This is a genomic window from Actinoplanes sp. NPDC049668 (assembly GCF_044465445.1).
In the GTDB taxonomy this organism is placed as follows: Bacteria; Actinomycetota; Actinomycetes; order Mycobacteriales; family Micromonosporaceae; genus Actinoplanes.
In genome coordinates, this window is record NZ_JBITLR010000002.1 from 1120482 (window position 1) to 1136811 (window position 16330).

Below are 16330 nucleotides of genomic sequence, written 5' to 3' on the forward strand. Positions count from 1 at the left end.
CCGCTGCTAGTAGCACTCGTGGCGACCGGCGGTGACCTTGACGTCCAGGTCGCCGGCGAGCTTGATGGTGCCGCCGTTCGCCGACCAGGCGGTGCTGCGCACGTCCTCGGTCTTGAGCGTGCGTGCCTGCAACCCGAACCGTCCGGCGGGGCCGGCCACCCCCGGCACCCGGTTCAGCGTGGACGCGTCACGCCCGGCCTCCACGTCGGTGACGACGCCGCCACCACCGAGCAGGGCATCGGCGTCGGCGGTCACATTCGTACCGGTGATCGCTTCGGTCCGGCCGCCGAGCACCTTGAGCGAGATCTCACCGACCACCGGGACGGTGACGACCGCGGAGGTGCAGACGTTGCGCAGGCTCGCCTGCTGCACGCCCGCCAGCATCACCGGATGGTGGCGCCCGTCGACGCTACGCACCGTGTCGAGATAGGCGGCGACGTCCGTGCCCTCGACGGTGCCGGCACTGACCTTGAAGGCCCGGCCGGACACTCCGAACGACGCGGCGAGCGCGCCCTCGGCGATGGCGAACGTGACACCCGCGAGCGCGACCACGGAGGGCACGAGAAGCCAGGCGGCCCGGCCCCAGCGGGTGCGCCCCTCCCCCAGCTCTGTTGACATGGAGACCTCCTGTATCAGCCGTTGGCGGTCAGCGGGCGGCGGCGAGCGGCCCGCCGGCGCAGGTCCCTGAGGTAGTAATCCTTCGGGGCCTGCCGCAGGCGGCCGGGCAGCCGGGGATAGACGGCCGCGGCGAGTGCCAAACCGCGGTCGAGGCGGCGTTGCCGCCGAGCCGACCAGGGGTAGCCGTAGCCGGCGCGCACCGGCGCCGGGAGCAGGCCGACGGTGACGAACCGGTTGAACGGCATGGCGGGTCGCAGCGCCGCCGGGAGGCTCCGCGGATACAGCAGGGCGGCGGCGATCTCCTTGGCCTCGTCGCTGACCTGGATCGTGTCGATGGTGTGGCGCCAGTACCGGGCGAAGGCGGCGCGGTCCGCGGGCCAGGCCCGCTCCGGGCACCCGATCGCGGTCGCCAGCACGCTGTACTGCGCGTAGCAGGCCTCGGCGTCCGCCGCGGAGAGCGGGCCGAGAATCCGCTGGTACAACACCATCGCGGTGTCGTAGAGGGTGGCGTTGACCCAGACCTGCAGGTCCGGGTCGTTGGCCTGGTAGCCGGCGCCGACGACCTTGGTGTGCATGGCGTGGACGGCGCGGCTCACCGCGCGGGCCTCGGCTCTCGTGCCGAACAGGACCCCGTAGACGTAGCTCATCGTGGCGCGCAGCCGGTCGAGCGGGCGCTCGGCGAAGGTGCTGTGCTCGTACACGCCCTGAGCGACGCCCGGGTGGGCTATCTGCAGGAGGGTCGCGCGCCCGCCGCCAGCTAAAAGCAGCCCTTCGCCAGCAACGCGACGGATGACCGCGGCGTCGTCAAATAGACCTTCATCCATGACACGACTGTAAACCTCGATTAACTTCTAGTGAAGGATTTTTCGTTCAGATAGCGATGAATGACGGCTCGGCCGAGAATCGTAGATAACTTCTTGGGAATCGATCACCAGGCGGTCAGGCGACCCGCGCCACGACGTGCGGCCCGGCAACCGGCCATTGGGGCGCCAATCCTTCAGCCGGGCGGCGCTCGACCGATCTCTTGAGCATGCTGCGGATGCCTGCCCGGCCGAAACGGCGACGCTGGACCGGCGTCGCTCTCGTCCTGGTGGTCGCCCTGACCGGGTCCGCCGCCTCGTGGGCGGCCCAGCGCGCCGACGAACACCGCAACGCGGCCCATCTCATGGACCGCTACACCGGTGACCTCAGCCGGGCGATCAGCACCGAGATCCAACGGTACGGCGACATGCTCACCGACGTGGCGGTGGCCGTCGGGGCGCAGCCCGACCTCACCGCCGCCGACTTCACCTGGATCACCAACACGGTCAGCAACCGACGGCTGCCCGGCGCCACCTCACTCGACCTGGTCGTGCACTCGACCGATTCCGGTGTCGCCGCCCTGCAGTCGTACTGGCGCCAGCGCGGCGCGCGCGATCTGACGCTGAAACCGGTGGCCCTCGGCGGCGAGCACGCGTTCACGGTCCTCAGGCGTTCGTTCGACGGACGGCGCCGGCCCACCGGCACGGACCAGTACGCCGTTCCCGAGGCGGTGGAGGCCCTGCAGAACTCCCGGACCTTCGGCGGCTTCGCGGTCAGCCGCGCGTTCGTGCTGCTGTCCGATCGCGCCCTGCCGGCCGCGCAGCAGCAGCTCTCGTTCCGGCTCGCGGTGCCGGTGTACCGCACCGGCAACCAGTTCCGCGGCTGGCTCACCATGGGTGTGCACGGCCACGACCTGCTGACCGCGACGCTCGAGGCGCAGGCGCACGGCGCTGTCGCCGCCGATCTTCTCGAGTCGCGCAGCGCCCTCGAGCAGCCGGTCGCCTCCGCCTCCGCCGGCCGGTCCCGGGACTACTCCCCCGCGCTGAACCGGATCACGGGTGTCACCACCGGCGTGCGCACCTGGGCCCTCAAGGCGTACCCGACCGACGCGCTGCTTCGCGGCACCCGGCAGGGCGTCGGCGGCACCACGTTCCGGGTGGCGATGACGATCACCGCGCTGCTGACCCTGATCGTCGGTCTGCTGGCGGGCGCACGGAACCGGGCGATGGGCAAGGTCGACGCCGCGACCGCCGCCCTGCGCGACGACATCGAACGCCGCGAGCGGGTCGAGACGCGGCTGCGCGAACGCGAGCTGGAACTGCAGCGAATGGTGCTGCAGGACCCGCTGACCGGCCTGCACAACCGGTCCGGGATGGACGCTCGGCTCACCGAGCTGGTGGGCCGGGACACGCACATCGCGTTGCTGCTCATCGACCTGGACGGCTTCAAGACGGTCAATGACGTGTACGGGCATGCCGCCGGGGACGCGATGCTGACCGAGTTCGCCCGGATCCTGCGCGCCAGCGTGCGTACGGGTGACGTGGTGGCCCGCCTCGGCGGCGACGAGTTCGTCGTGCTGGCCATCGACGTGCCCGACGAGGCGAGCGCGGTTGCCGCCGCAGAGCGCATCCTGGCCTGCGCGGCCGCGACACCGGTACGCATGGGCGAGGACACCCTTGCCGTAAGGGCCAGCATCGGCGTCTCGACCGGTCGCGTCGGCGACACCCCACAGGAGCTGATGCGCCGCTCCGACATCGCGATGTACCGGGCCAAGCACCTGGGCAAGCACGGCGTGCAGCTGTACGACCCGTCGATGACCGAGCGGCGCACGTCCCACTCCCCGCTGGCGGAGGACCTCGCCGGCGTTCTCGAGCGTGGCGAACTGCACGTGCTCTACCAGCCCCTGGTCGACCTCGCGGACGGCCGCCCGGTCGGCGTCGAGGCGCTGGTCCGCTGGCAGCACCCGAGGCTGGGCGTGGTGTCGCCGGCCGAGTTCATCCCGGTCGCCGAGCACACCGGCGCGATCGCCGACATCGGCCTGTTCGTGCTCGAGACGGCGTGCCGCCAGGTCGCGGAGTGGGACGGTCTCTACGTCAGCGTCAACCTGTCGCCACGGCAGCTACAGGAGCCGACGCTGGTCCGCGACGTGCTGGATGTGCTGGCGCGCACCGGACTGGAGCCGCACCGGCTGGTCCTGGAGATCACCGAGTCGGCGCTGGTCGACGAGAACACCGGGATCACCACGCTGCACAGGTTCCGCGAACGCGGCGTGCGCGTGGCGATCGACGACTTCGGCACCGGCTACTCGTCGCTGCACTACCTGACCCGGCTGCCGGTGGACATCCTCAAGATCGACCGCAGCTTCGTGGCGGAGCTGAACGGCACGCCCGAGGGCTCGGCCATCGCCGAGGCGATCCTGCGGCTCGGCCAGGTGCTGCACCTGACCACGGTCGCCGAGGGCGTCGAGACGACGGCGCAGGCGGCGGAGCTGCGGACGCTGGGCTGCGGCATCGGCCAGGGCTACCTGTACGCCCGTCCGCTGCCCGCGGCGGAGCTGACCGAATTCGCCGAGACCGCACGCTGGGCTCACTCGCCGACGCCGGCGTGATCGACGCCGTCATCCCGACGGCGGGTCACAGGACGCGGGTGACGCCCTCGGCGGCGATCCGGTCGTCTAGGACGCCGCGGTCCAGGTTGGCGCAGAGCACGATCGACGCGCCCGCCGACAGCGGCGCCAGCAGCCAGCCCACCGGCTCCTCCCGCTGGGACGCGTCGATCAGCACGCGGTCACCCGGCCGCAGGTTCAGCGAAGCCGCGACGCCCTGCGCGATCTCGCCCCACTGCGCATAACTCGTGCCGTCGGTGTCGGCCGCGTCATCCTGCCGGACGGGCAGGTATGCCGGGGCGTCCTCCGGGTGGCGCAGCGCCTCGGTGACGAAGTCCAGGTAGCCGGCCGGCACGTCGTCGGGCCGCTCGCCGTCCGGCGCCAGGCTCAGGACGTAGCGGTGCCGGGCCGGCGGCACCTCCTCGAGCCAGCTGTCCAGCCGCGTGCGTGAGACGAAGACCGCGTCCAGGGTTCGATCGGGAGCCGGTTGCAGGCCCGCCCGCGCCCACGGCCGGAATGAGACGGCGATCCCCGCGGACCAGGCGCCGAGCAGCACCGCGGCGGTCTGCCAGTGCGGCGGCAGCAGGACCCCGGCGTGCGCACCGGGCGCCAGCCCGCAGTCATCGCGCAGCAGACCCGCGGTCCGCGCGGCCCAGCCGCCCAGATCCGCGGCGCTGAGCTCGGTCCGCTCGCCCGTGGCGTCGTCGTAGTAGGTCAGCAACGGCCGACCCGCACCGGTCAGCAGGACGGACAGGTCGGCGTTGGTGGTGGACTGCATCGGCCGACCCTAGTCCAACCGCGGGTCTGCTTGCCCTGACCTGCTCAGATAGGGCAATGATCGAGAACATCGAATCGCGTCTCGTCGAGCTTGCCGGGCTGCTCCGGGAGGCCGAGTCGCTCAGGGGCCGGCGCGCCGAGCTGGACCGGCGTCACGCCGAGCTCGCGGCCGCCGTCGCCGAGCTGCGGCAGAGCTGGGCCGGCGAGCTCCGCGACGTAGAGCGGCTGGAGGGCGTTTCGCTGTCCCGGGCCCTGGCCGCATTGCGCGGCGCGTACGCCGAGGAGTTGTCCCGTGAGCGGACCGAGGCGGACGCGGCCCGCTACCGGGTCGCCGAGGGGGAGAGCCGGCTGGCCGCGATCCAGGCGGAACGCGAGGCGGTCGAGGCTCGGCTGACCGCCCTGGCCGATGTGCCGGCCCGGTTCGCCGCGGCAGTCGACGACAAGGAGCGCCACCTGCTCGGCAGCGGCGGCCCCCAGGCCGCCCGCCTGCTGGCGCTGGCCGAGCAGCGCGGCCGGGCCGAGGCGGAGCTGCGCGAACTCCACGAGGCGGGCAGGGCGGCCGAGGTCGCGCTCGGCGCCCTGGGCGAGCTGCGACGTCAGCTCGCTCTCGCGTCCAGCCGCCAGACAACCGACAACCTGCTCGGCGGGGCGCTGAGCGTGGGCCGGCCGAATTGGCTCGACGGCGTGGGTCAGGCGGCGTCGAACGCCGACCGCTGCCTGGCCGTGCTGCACATCGAGCTGACCGACGTGGGTCTGGCCCAGCCGCTGGGCAACATCCCGCGCGCGATCGCGCGGCCGGGCGGACTGCAGGCGGTGTTCTTCTCCAACATGCTCATTCGCGAGCAGCTCAACCGGGCGATCCACGACGCGGCCGCGTCGTTCCAGCTGGTCGACGGGGTACGCCGAGACGTCGCCCTGCGCGCCGAGGCGGTCCGCACCCACTGGAGCGCGCTGCAGAGCGAACGCCGACACCTCATGACGACCTGACCACCGGCACCGGCCGCGTGGCGTGCCGGGCCAGGCTGCGCAGGACACGCGCCGAGTCGGCGAGGCCGGCGAAGTTCGACGCCGCGTTGTCATCGAGATAGATGGTCGGTATGGGCACCTCCTCGATGCGCACGCCACCGCCCACGACCGCCAGCAACACGTTCATCTCGTACTCGAACCGCTCGCCGGGCAGCGTGCACAGCCAGGTGAGCAGGCCCGCGGGGTACGCGCGCAGCCCGGTCTGGGTGTCGGCGAGCGCACGGCCCGTGACGCGCTGGAACAGCATGTCGACGACGACGTTGCCGACGCGACTGCGCAGCGGCATCCGGTCGAAGCGCCGCGCGCCGAGCACGACCCCGCCGCGGCCGGACCGCTGAGCCACGGCGCGGATGTCGGCGGCCCGGTGCTGCCCGTCGCCGTCGGCGGTCACCATGTCGACACCCGGATGCAGGGCGGCCACGTGGCGGAAGCCATGCTTGAGCGCGACGCCCTTGCCCTTGTTGCCGGGGTAGCGCAGCACGACGCAACCCAGATCGCGCACGGCTGCCAGCACCCGGTCGGCGGACGGCCCGCTGCCGTCGTCGACGACCACCACACCCGTCGGATCCCGGCCGTCCGCCAGCAAGTCGGTGATCAGGGTCAGCAGACGCCGCCCCGGCCGGTAGACCGGCAATAGGACGATCGCGCCCACGTCGCCTCCCACTTTCGTCGGTTGACCGTCCCTTACCCGCTCAACGCCGGTTTCTCACGGGCGGCGACTCAGCTTCCGTACGAGATGGGCCACGGCTACCATCCGGCGCTCCCTGCGCAGCAGCGCGGCGCCGCGCCGGGCACACAGGAAACCGAACCGGGCAGCCAGCAACAGTCCCCGGTCGCCATGCTCCTCACCGCCGGTCGCCGGCACGTCGACCAGCGCCGCACCACGCAGGCGGAGCACCCGGCCGGCGAGGAAACGGACCCGGGGCAGGTGCCAGGCGTGTGACACCAGGCCGAGGGGATGGGACGGGCCGAACACCTGCCCGGCGAGCAAGCCGTCCTCGACGGTGTGTAGCAGATTCTCCAGCGTGCTGCGCGAACGGGTCTCGGCGTACAGGTCCGCATGCTCATGGAGGCCGGCGGCGCGGGCGGCACGCAGCATCAGTGCGCCCTCGCGCGCGCCGGCCGGCGGCGCCGCGGCACCCTCGCTCGCCTCCGGCCAGCCGCCGCTGAAGATGACCCGGGGCCGGATCTCGCCCGGCGAGGCCTGCGCGGCGACGTACCGCACGACCGCGTCCACCCGAGCGACGCTGCTCGGGGTGAGCTCCCAGGCGTCGCCCGTCCGGACGACACCGCGGCCGAAGACCAGCAGGACGCGTGCCGGTGCCATACCGCAACCCTACGAGGGTCCGCGCAGGCGGATTCGGTCGCGACCCGCTGGGTACCTCCAGATCATGCGCATCGTGATCGTCGGAGCGACGGGCAACGCCGGAACGGCGCTGTTGCGCCGTCTGCGTGCGGAGTCCGATCTCGAGCTCGTCGGTGTCGCCCGGCGTGTTCCGGAAGCGGCCGGCGTGTACCGGGAAGTCGAGTGGCACTCGGTGGACGTCGCGGCCCCCGGAGCGGCCGAGCGGCTGGCAAGCGCCTTCCGCGGCGCGGACGCGGTGGTCAACCTGGCCTGGCAGATCCAGCCCAGCCACGACGCCCGGCGCCTGTTCCGCACCAATGTGCTCGGCGGCCGGGAGGTCGTCCGGGCCGCCCTGAAGGCCTCGGTGGGCTCGCTGATCCAGGCGTCCTCGGTCGGTGTGTACTCGGCCGGCCCCAAGGACGCCTTCGTCACCGAGAGCTATCCGCGCGGAGGTATCCCGCGTTCCGCGTACAGCCGGCACAAGGCACTCGTCGAGCGGACCCTCGACGAGGTCGAATCGCAGCAGACGGGCCTGCGGGTGGTCCGGGTCCGTCCCGGCCTGATCTTCCAGCGGGCGGCCGGCACCGAGATCGCGCGGTACTTCGCCGGGCCGCTGCTCCCCGCCCCGCTGCTGCGCCACCAGCGCGTCCCGGTGATCCCCGCGCACCCGAGGCTACGGTTGCAGGCCGTGCACGCCGATGACGTCGCGGACGCGTACGCCCGGATTCTCCGCACCGACGTCCGGGGAGCCTTCAACATCGCGGCCGGACCGGTGCTCGACGCCGACCTGGCGGCGCGGGTCTTCCACGGCGTACGCGTGCCGGTGCCCGGGCCCGCGCTGACCGGCGCCGCGGCACTCAGCTGGTGGCTACGGCTGCAACCGATCGACGCCGGCTGGGTCCACCTGGCGCTGAAGGCGCCGCTGATGTGGTGTGGCCGGGCGACCTCGGAGCTCGGGTGGCGGCCGCGGTGGGACGCCGTGACGGCGTTGCGCGAGCTGGTCGCCGGAATCGCCGACCGGGCGGGTGCGCCGAGCCCGCCGCTCTCCCCGGATCCGCGGCTGCCCGGGCGGCTCCTCGCTCTGGCGCACGGCCGGCTACCCGGCACCGGCGATCCCTATTGAGCCGGACGCCGACGCGGCGCTGACCTCAGGCGACGACGGCGTCGACGGCCTTCTTGAGCGCTGAGGGCTGCGCCGGGCTGCGCGGGGCCTTCTCCCGCAGGTCGTTCATCCGGGCGCCCAGCTCCTGCAGCTGCTTGCGGCCGAGCCCCTCGCGCACCTTCGGGAACCAGTCCTGCTCTTCCTCGTCGATGTGGTGGGTGACGTTCTCGATCAACACCGTCGTCTTGGCGTCGAACCGCTCGTCGCCGGCATCCATCGCGGCGAGTTCCGCGCACAGCACGTCCGCGACGTGGTGTTCCTCGTACGACTCCAGCACGTCGTCCTCGAGATCCGGCAGCAGCTTGCGGACCTCCGGGTACATGACCTCGTTCTCGAGGTAGGTGTGCACCGTCAGCTCTTCGATGATCCGCGTGACGATGCGGCCCTTGGCCGCGGCGGCGTTCTCGCCGGCGTTCTCGAACTCGCGGAACAGCTTCTTGATCGTCTTGTGGTCATTCTTGAGGATGACGATGGCGTCCGTGGACATGAGTTCCTCCGACAGAAAGGGCGGGCGACGATCCGGCATACCCCTGTCACGGCTGAATAAACAGCACAGTTCCCGACGAATGCCTCCGAACGCAGGGATAGTCGGCGGATCTCGGGGCATGGATGCAGGGACGACACATTTCTGACGGGAGGCGTGCGGCCATGCGCGCATTGACCTGGCAGGGCACCGCGAAGGTGTCCGTCGAGACCGTGCCAGACCCCAAGATCCAAGAGCCGACCGATGCCATCGTACGGATCACCTCCACCGCCATCTGCGGCTCCGACCTGCACCTGTACAACGTGCTCGGCATGTACATCGACAAGGGCGACGTGCTCGGGCACGAGCCGATGGGCATCGTCGAGGAGGTCGGCGCCGAGGTCACCCACATCAGACCCGGCGACCGGGTGGTCATCCCGTTCAACATCTCCTGCGGCCACTGCTGGATGTGCACCCGCGGCTACTACGCCCAGTGCGAGACCACCCAGGTCACCGACCAGCACAAGGGTGCGTCGCTGTTCGGCTTCACCAAGCTCTACGGCCAGGTCCCCGGCGGCCAGGCCGAGTACCTGCGGGTACCGCAGGCGCAGTTCGGCCCGATCAAGGTCCCCGACGGCCACCCGGACGAGCGCTACCTCTTCCTCTCCGACGTGCTCACCACGTCCTGGCAGGCCGCCGAGTTCGCGGACATCGCACCCGGCAGCACGGTCGCGGTGACCGGCCTCGGCCCGATCGGCCAGATGAGCGCCCGGATCGCCCGCCACCTCGGCGCGGAACGGGTGATCGCGGTCGACAGCGTCCCCGAGCGCCTCGCGATGGCCCGGCGCAACGGCATCGAGGTCGTCGACGACAGCACGGTCGACGACGTACCGGCCGCGATCCTCGACCTGACCGCCGGCCGCGGCGCCGACAGCGTCATCGAGGCCGTCGGCATGGAGGCACACGGCTCTCCGTGGCAGGGTGCGGCTATCAAGGCCGCCGGCCTGCTCCCCGATCCACTGGCCCGCAAGGCCACCGAGACGATGGGCGTCGACAGGATGGCGGCCCTGCGCACCGCGTTCTCCAGCGTCCGTCGCGCGGGCACCGTCTCCATCATCGGCGTGTACGGCGGCAACGCCGACCCGTTCCCGATGATGGACCTCTTCGACAAGGGCGTCACCCTGCGGATGGGTCAGGCACATGTGAAGCGCTGGGTGGACGACATCATGCCGCTGCTCACCGGCGACGACGACCCGCTCGGCGTGGACGACCTGGTCACGCACCGGATGCCGCTGGAGGACGCCCCGCGCGGCTACGAGATCTTCGAGAAGAAGAAGGACGGCTGCGTCAAGGTCGTCCTCAAGCCCTGACCCGGACGGGGCGGGCGGAACCGGCGCCGATCACCGCCCGCCACGTCCGTTTCCGTCAGCCGGTGATCACCTTCTGGTCGGCCTGCTGCCGGCCGGCCACGGTGATCTTGCGGGGCTTGGCCTTCTCGGCGATCGGGATCCGCAGCACCAGCACGCCGTTGTCGTAAGCGGCGTCGATCCGGTCGGTGTCCAGGGCGTCGCCGAGGAACAGCTGCCGCGAGAACATGCCCAGCGGACGCTCGCTCAGCTGGACCGTGGCCTGCTCGCCCAGGTCGATGGGGCGGCGCTCGGCGCGCACAGTCAGCACGTTGCGTTCCACGTCGATGTCGATCGCCTCGGCGTCCACACCGGGCAGATCGAAGGCGATCACGAACTCGTCGCCGTTGCGGAACGCGTCGACGGGCATCGTCGACGGGCGTGACCAGGTCCCGGCGGGCGTCCCGAACAGCTGCTGGGCGAGCCGGTTGACCTCGGTGAAGGGTTCGCTGCGCATCAACATGGTGCCACCTCCTACGGTCTCGACTTCAGGGTCAATGCGCGATACCGTCTTTCTATCACGTCATCGTACAGATGACAAGTAGTTCGTCATCGAACCGATGACACATGGAGAGGGGCCGACCGATGGACGACACACCTTCCGATCCCGAGCATGGAGACCTCGCCGTCGTCACCGCCGCGATCGCCGCCACCGCCCACGCCGCCGCGCACCCCTCCCCCGACAGCGCCCCGGTGACCGCGGCCGAACTGCTCAACGCCCTGGTGTTGCTGCGCTGGGCCCAGGCCGAACTCGCCGGCCTGGAGCCGATCCTGGTCGCCGCCGCCCGCGCCACCGGGATCTCCTGGCAGGCCCTCGCCCCCGCGCTCGGTGTCGCCAGCCGCCAGGCCGCCGAACGGCGTTACCTGCGCGGCGCGGCCGCCGCCACGCACGGGCCGGACGACACCCGCGATGCCCGCGTACAGGCGGAACGCGACCGCCGCGCCGCGAACCGCGCCGTCGCACGGTGGGCCAACGACAACACCGCCGACCTGCGCCGCCTCGCCGGACAGATCACCGCCCTGACCGACCTCGGCGAGGCCGCCTCCGCCTCCCTGGTCCGACTGCACGAGGCCCTCGGCGACCCGGACGCCTCCGCCCTGCCGGCCCTGCTCGCGGCCATCCACCACAACCTGGCGCACCACCCCGACCTGGCCGCACAGATCGACGCCGTCACCGCCGACACCGACCGGATCCGGCGCAGGCCCACCCGCCGCGGCGACACCCCCTGAAACCACACCGGCCTGATCTGTCGTCACTGCACGGTCATCGGGGACTGGGGGTGTCCCGCTCGGTGCCCGCACGGAAGCCGATCACCGTGTGGGTACCGTCGCAGAACGGCTTGATCGCGGACTTGCCGCAGCGGCACAGCGCGACGCTTGCGCGGCCCGGATCGATCCGCTCGCCGTCCGGGGTGCGCAGTTCGAAGTCGCCGCGCACGATCAAGGGTCCGTCCTGGTAAGGCACGATGGTGGCTGACATACCCATCGGCATCCCCCGGTTCGCGGGGCGGAAACATCGTTTACGTGCTGATATACCGGGCAAGTCATGAAACATGAAGCTCCCTCGTGCCCGTGGCCAGGTCTCCGCGGCCCTGATCGACAAGATCGGCGGCGAGGGCGCCGCGCTTCCCGTCGCGCCGGTCTTCGACGATGAGGACGACCTCCAGCTGACCCTGTTCGTCTGCTACGAGCTGGCCTACCGCGGCTGGGACGGCGTGGACGACGCCTGGGAGTGGGATCCGGACCTGCTACGACTGCGCGCCGCCGCCGAGGCACACTTCGAGAACATGCTGCACGCGCTCGTCAGGCCGCCATCGCCGATCGACCCGGCCACCGTGCCCGCGCGGCTGGCCGCGCTGGTCGCCGCCGACGACGGGCCGGCACTGTCCGGATATCTGCGCGGGCGGGCGACCCGGGCGCAGTTCCGCGAGTTCGTCACCCACCGTTCGATCTATCAGCTGCGCGAGGCCGATCCGCACAGCTGGGCCATTCCCCGGCTGGAGGGTCGGCCCAAGGCCGCGCTCATCGAGATCCAGCTCGACGAGTACGGCGGCGGCGCCGTCGACAGGATGCACCAGGAGCTGTTCAAGCAGACCATGCGCTGGTTCGACCTCGACCTGGCCTACGGGGCGTACGTGGACACCGTCGGCGCCGCCACGCTCGCCACCAACAACCTCATGTCCCTGTTCGGCCTGCACCGCCGCCACCGGGGCGCGCTGATCGGCCACCTCGCCGCGTACGAGATGACGTCGTGCCTGCCGAACCGGGCCTACGGCAACGGGCTGCGCCGCCTCGGCGGCGACCCGCGGGCCACGGCGTACTACGACGAACACGTCGAGGCGGACGCGGTGCACGCACAGATCGCCGCGCACGACCTCTGCGGCTCGTTCGCCCGGGCGGAGCCGGAGCTCGCCGGCGACGTGCTGTTCGGTGCCCGCTCCGCCCTGGCCCTCGACGCCTGCTGGGCGCGGGCCGTGCTCGATTCGTGGCACGCCGGAAGATCTTCACTACGGCCCTGATCATGACGACCACGGAAACCGTGCGGCCGGAGACCGACTCCGCACTGCTGGGGCTGGGCGTTCTGCTGCGGGAACGGCGCTACACCTTCACCACCGTCACGCCGGCCACACACGCCCGCGTCAACCGCCGTCCGGAGAACGCCCACGCCGAAAGCCTGCGCGATGTCCTGGGCTGGAGCCGCCCGTTCGGACCCGGCGTGCTGCCCGAGCGGGTCACGGAGCTGATGGACACCGCCGGCGTGCTGGTCCGCGACGGCGACGACTGGCGCAGCCTGGTCCGCTTCTCCTGCTTCGACTCGGAGCTGTTCGTGCACTCGGCCTTCCCGACGACGGCACGGGACGCGGTGTTCTTCGGTCCCGACACCTACCGGATGGCGGACGCCGCCATCGCGCACGTCCGGGCCCGCGACCTGCCGCCGCGCCGCGTGGTGGACATCGGATGCGGCACCGGCGCCGGGGCGATCGCCGTGGCCAAGCGGGCCCCCGACGCCGAGGTCCTCGCCGTCGACATCAACGATGTCGCCCTGAGGTTCACGCGGGTGAACAGCGCGCTGGCCGGCACCGGCGGCGTGCGGGCCGCACACGGCGACCTGCTCGACGGGGTCGACGGCCGCTTCGACCTGATCATCTCGAACCCGCCGTTCATGATCGACCCGGCGGGGCGCGCCTACCGTGACGGCGGCGGGAAGGACGGACACGGGCTGTCGCTGGCGATCGTCGACGCGGCGGTCGCCCGGCTGGAACCGGCGGGCTCGCTGGTGCTGTTCAGCGGAACTCCGATCATCGGCGGGCGAGACCCGCTCCTGCGGGCGGCCGAGGAACGGCTCGCCGGCACCGACCTGCTCTGGACGTATCGGGAGGTGGATCCCGACGTCTACGGCGAGGAACTCGACGGCCCCGCCTACGCGCACGCCGAGCGCATCGCGGCCGTTCTTCTCACGGCCACCCGCCCGGCCTGAGCCGTCGGAACCGCGCCGAGCTCTATTGATTTCGCAGGGCGTGCTGCAGCTGGGCCTTGGTCATCGAGGAGCGGCCTTCGATGTTGCGGCGCTTGGCCTCGGCGTACAGGTCGGCCTTGGACGCGCCGTCGCGGGGCTTGCTCGACGACTTCATGCTCCTGGTCGGCTTGCCGAGCTCACGCCAGCTCGACTCGGTGACCTCGACGCCGAACCTCGCGGCGGCCTTCTTGATCCGCCGGAACGCCTCGTCGCGTTCCCGGTCGCTGACGTCCTGGACCTGGTCGAAGCGGGCGATCGCGTTCCGCACGTGGCGGGCGTCGTTGAGCGGCTCCTTGCGCACCCGGGGAAACGCGAAGGTGCTGCCCGACATCTTGTTGCGGTCTCCGGCATCCAGGGGATGCCCCTTTTTCGTAGCCATGGGCGCCGGATACCCGCACGGCGGGAGGTGTATGCGTTTCGAACCTTGATCACCGCCGCGCCCGGCCGGCTGCAGGAAAGTTGTGCTTTTGCGTGGATAACGCCAGGAGCGGGGTAAATAGCTCGCCAGATCGAGGGAAGCGGAGGGATGGCTTCGATGGACGAGCAGCGCACTGTCCGAGGTTCCGGCGGCGAGACGCATCAGGTGGCCGGGGCGGGACGACCGAGTTTGACCACGCAGCAGGGTGTGGTGGTCGGCGACGACCAGAACACGCTGCGGGTCGGTGAGCGCGGGCCCGCCGCACTGGAGGACTTCCACTTCCGGGAGAAGATCTTCCATTTCGATCATGAACGCATCCCGGAGCGGGTGGTACACGCCCGCGGGTACGGCGCGCACGGCTTCTTCGAGACGTACGAGTCGCTGAGCGACCTCACCCGGGCCGACCTGTTCCAGCGCGCGGGGGAACGCACCGAGGCGTTCGTCCGGTTCTCCACCGTCGCCGGCAGCCAGGGCTCCGCCGACCTCGCCCGCGACGTGCGCGGCTTCGCCGTGAAGTTCTATACCCGGGAGGGGAACTGGGACCTGGTCGGCAACAACATCCCGGTCTTCTTCATCCAGGACCCGATCAAATTCCCGGACCTCATCCACGCCGCCAAGCCGGAGCCCGACCGCGGCTTCCCGCAGGCGCAGACCGCACACGACAACTTCTGGGACTTCGTCTCGCTCATGCCCGAGTCGACACACATGCTGATGTGGACCATGTCGGACCGGGCCATCCCCCGCTCCTTCCGGTTCATGGAGGGCTTCGGCGTGCACAGCTTCCGCCTGGTCGACGCGGGCGGCCGCAGCACCTACGTCAAGTTCCACTGGAAGCCGAAGCTCGGCCTGCAGTCGGTCCTGTGGAACGAGGCAGTGAAGATCAACGGCGCGGACCCGGACTTCCACCGCCGCGACCTCTGGGACGCCATCGGCAACGGCGACTTCCCCGAGTGGGAACTCGGCCTGCAGCTGTTCGACGACGACTTCGCCGACCGGTTCGCCTTCGACGTCCTGGACCCGACGAAGATCATCCCGGAGGAGGAAGTCCCGGTCCGGCGGGTCGGCCGGCTCGTGCTCGACCGGGTGGTCGACAACTTCTTCGCCGAGACCGAACAGGTCGCCTTCTGCACGCAGAACATCGTGCCCGGCATCGACTTCACCGACGACCCGCTGCTGCAGGGCCGGAACTTCTCCTACCTCGACACCCAGCTCAAGCGCCTCGGCGGCCCGAACTTCACCAGCCTGCCGGTCAACGCGCCCCGGTGCCCGGTCGCGCACTTCCAGCAGGACGGCCACATGGCCCTGGCGAACCCACCGGGTCGCGCCAACTACGAACCCAACTCCTGGCCCGCGGAGACCGGCGGACCCCGGGAGGACCCGGACCGCGGCTTCGCCAGCTACCCCGGTACGCCGGGCGGCGCCAAGCGGCGGCTGCGCCCGGAGAGCTTCGCCGACCACTACAGCCAGGCACGCCAGTTCTACCTCAGCCAGACCCCGACCGAGCGCGGGCACATCGCCGACGCGTACGTCTTCGAACTGAGCAAGGTCAACCGGGTGGACATCCGCAGCCGGATGGTCGCCGGGCTGCGCAACGTCGACGAGGACTTCGCCGCCGAGATCGCCCGTGGGCTCGGGCTGTCCGGCCTGCCGGACCGCCTGGCGCCCGCACGCGAACCGGTCCGCGACCTGGCCCCGTCGCCCGCGCTGTCCATTCTCGCCAACGGCCCGCACGACTTCGCCGGACGCAAGCTCGGCGTCCTGATCACCGACGGCACCGACGCCGCCCTGCTCGCCGAGGTACGCGCGGCGGCCGAGGCCGCCGGAGTCACCGTGGAGATCATCGCGCCGGTGGTCGGCGGCGCCGACCTCAGCGACGGCGCACACGTGGTCGCCGACCAGAAGCTCGACGGCGCGCCCTCGGTCCTCTACGACGCCGTCGCGATCCTCGCCACCAAGGACGCCGCCGCGCAACTGGCACGCCTCCCGGTGGCCCGGGACTTCGTCAGCGACGCCAACGCGCACGCCAAGTTCGTCGCCTACACCGACGACGCCGCGCCGCTGTTCGCCGCGGCCGGCCTCTCCGACTCCCTCGACGACGGCTTCCTGCGCATCGGCGCCGGCGGGCACTCCGCCGCAGCCTTCCTCGACCGGTGTGGGCAGCTGCGCTACTGGGACCGGCTCAGCACCTGACG

Annotated in this window: 17 protein-coding genes; 8 read left to right on the forward strand and 9 right to left on the reverse strand. The window is 71.3% G+C overall.

What is annotated here, in order from left to right; all coding sequences use genetic code 11:
• Positions 1-6: 6 nt before the first annotated feature.
• Positions 7-618: a DUF6230 family protein gene (locus ACIBSW_RS11880; RefSeq protein ID WP_354717824.1), complete on the reverse strand. Its 612-nt coding sequence runs from the start codon at positions 616-618 to the stop codon at positions 7-9.
• A gap of 14 nt (positions 619-632) precedes the next feature.
• Positions 633-1442 carry an oxygenase MpaB family protein gene (locus ACIBSW_RS11885; protein WP_354717822.1) on the reverse strand — a complete coding sequence of 270 codons (810 nt, stop codon included), beginning with the start codon at positions 1440-1442 and terminating at the stop codon, positions 633-635.
• A gap of 215 nt (positions 1443-1657) precedes the next feature.
• Here ACIBSW_RS11885 and ACIBSW_RS11890 point away from each other — a divergent pair, with 215 nt between their 5' ends.
• Entirely contained in the window at positions 1658-4027 is a 2370-nt protein-coding gene (locus tag ACIBSW_RS11890; RefSeq protein WP_354717820.1) for a bifunctional diguanylate cyclase/phosphodiesterase, read from the forward strand.
• 25 nt (positions 4028-4052) lie between these two features.
• On the opposite strand, the gene ACIBSW_RS11895 is transcribed toward ACIBSW_RS11890, so the two are convergent.
• Positions 4053-4802, reverse strand: a complete 750-nt coding sequence (locus ACIBSW_RS11895; protein WP_354717818.1) for a TIGR03089 family protein — start codon at positions 4800-4802, stop codon at positions 4053-4055.
• 56 nt (positions 4803-4858) lie between these two features.
• Between ACIBSW_RS11895 and ACIBSW_RS11900 the strand changes: the two genes are divergently transcribed.
• Positions 4859-5788 (forward strand): hypothetical protein, encoded by a 930-nt coding sequence (locus ACIBSW_RS11900; protein ID WP_354717816.1) that lies wholly within the window; start codon positions 4859-4861, stop codon positions 5786-5788.
• On the opposite strand, the gene ACIBSW_RS11905 is transcribed toward ACIBSW_RS11900, so the two are convergent.
• Entirely contained in the window at positions 5775-6479 is a 705-nt protein-coding gene (locus ACIBSW_RS11905; protein ID WP_354717814.1) for a glycosyltransferase family 2 protein, read from the reverse strand. The genes ACIBSW_RS11900 and ACIBSW_RS11905 overlap by 14 nt on opposite strands.
• Before the next feature lie 54 nt (positions 6480-6533).
• Positions 6534-7154, reverse strand: a complete 621-nt coding sequence (locus ACIBSW_RS11910; protein WP_354717812.1) for an ElyC/SanA/YdcF family protein — start codon at positions 7152-7154, stop codon at positions 6534-6536.
• A gap of 64 nt (positions 7155-7218) precedes the next feature.
• On the opposite strand from ACIBSW_RS11910, the gene ACIBSW_RS11915 reads away from it, so the two are divergent.
• Complete coding sequence (locus ACIBSW_RS11915) at positions 7219-8295, forward strand: NAD-dependent epimerase/dehydratase family protein (protein WP_354717810.1); 1077 nt, start codon at positions 7219-7221, stop codon at positions 8293-8295.
• Between the two features lie 25 nt (positions 8296-8320).
• On the opposite strand, the gene ACIBSW_RS11920 is transcribed toward ACIBSW_RS11915, so the two are convergent.
• Positions 8321-8821, reverse strand: coding sequence for a hemerythrin domain-containing protein (locus tag ACIBSW_RS11920; RefSeq protein WP_354717808.1), 501 nt, complete (start codon positions 8819-8821; stop codon positions 8321-8323).
• Positions 8822-8982: 161 nt separating this feature from the next.
• Here ACIBSW_RS11920 and ACIBSW_RS11925 point away from each other — a divergent pair, with 161 nt between their 5' ends.
• Positions 8983-10167: a zinc-dependent alcohol dehydrogenase gene (locus ACIBSW_RS11925; RefSeq protein ID WP_354717806.1), complete on the forward strand. Its 1185-nt coding sequence runs from the start codon at positions 8983-8985 to the stop codon at positions 10165-10167.
• A 55-nt stretch (positions 10168-10222) separates the two neighbouring features.
• Here ACIBSW_RS11925 and ACIBSW_RS11930 read toward each other — a convergent pair whose 3' ends face one another.
• The gene (locus tag ACIBSW_RS11930) at positions 10223-10666 is read right to left on the reverse strand and encodes an Hsp20/alpha crystallin family protein (protein WP_354717804.1); all 444 of its coding nucleotides are present in this window, start codon (positions 10664-10666) and stop codon (positions 10223-10225) included.
• A gap of 122 nt (positions 10667-10788) precedes the next feature.
• Here ACIBSW_RS11930 and ACIBSW_RS11935 point away from each other — a divergent pair, with 122 nt between their 5' ends.
• Complete coding sequence (locus ACIBSW_RS11935) at positions 10789-11433, forward strand: hypothetical protein (protein ID WP_354717802.1); 645 nt, start codon at positions 10789-10791, stop codon at positions 11431-11433.
• Between the two features lie 34 nt (positions 11434-11467).
• On the opposite strand, the gene ACIBSW_RS11940 is transcribed toward ACIBSW_RS11935, so the two are convergent.
• On the reverse strand, positions 11468-11683 hold the full coding sequence (locus ACIBSW_RS11940; RefSeq protein WP_354717800.1) for a CDGSH iron-sulfur domain-containing protein: 216 nt from the start codon (positions 11681-11683) through the stop codon (positions 11468-11470).
• A 73-nt stretch (positions 11684-11756) separates the two neighbouring features.
• Here ACIBSW_RS11940 and ACIBSW_RS11945 point away from each other — a divergent pair, with 73 nt between their 5' ends.
• Both ACIBSW_RS11945 and ACIBSW_RS11950 read left to right on the forward strand, forming a co-directional pair.
• Complete coding sequence (locus tag ACIBSW_RS11945) at positions 11757-12722, forward strand: iron-containing redox enzyme family protein (protein ID WP_354717799.1); 966 nt, start codon at positions 11757-11759, stop codon at positions 12720-12722.
• Between the two features lie 2 nt (positions 12723-12724).
• On the forward strand, positions 12725-13681 hold the full coding sequence (locus ACIBSW_RS11950; protein ID WP_354717798.1) for a class I SAM-dependent methyltransferase: 957 nt from the start codon (positions 12725-12727) through the stop codon (positions 13679-13681).
• A 22-nt stretch (positions 13682-13703) separates the two neighbouring features.
• Here the strand turns inward: ACIBSW_RS11950 and ACIBSW_RS11955 are convergent, their stop codons facing one another.
• Positions 13704-14099 (reverse strand): DUF6582 domain-containing protein, encoded by a 396-nt coding sequence (locus ACIBSW_RS11955; protein ID WP_354717796.1) that lies wholly within the window; start codon positions 14097-14099, stop codon positions 13704-13706.
• 228 nt (positions 14100-14327) lie between these two features.
• Between ACIBSW_RS11955 and ACIBSW_RS11960 the strand changes: the two genes are divergently transcribed.
• Positions 14328-16328, forward strand: a complete 2001-nt coding sequence (locus ACIBSW_RS11960) for a catalase (RefSeq protein ID WP_354717794.1) — start codon at positions 14328-14330, stop codon at positions 16326-16328.
• Positions 16329-16330: the final 2 nt, after the last annotated feature.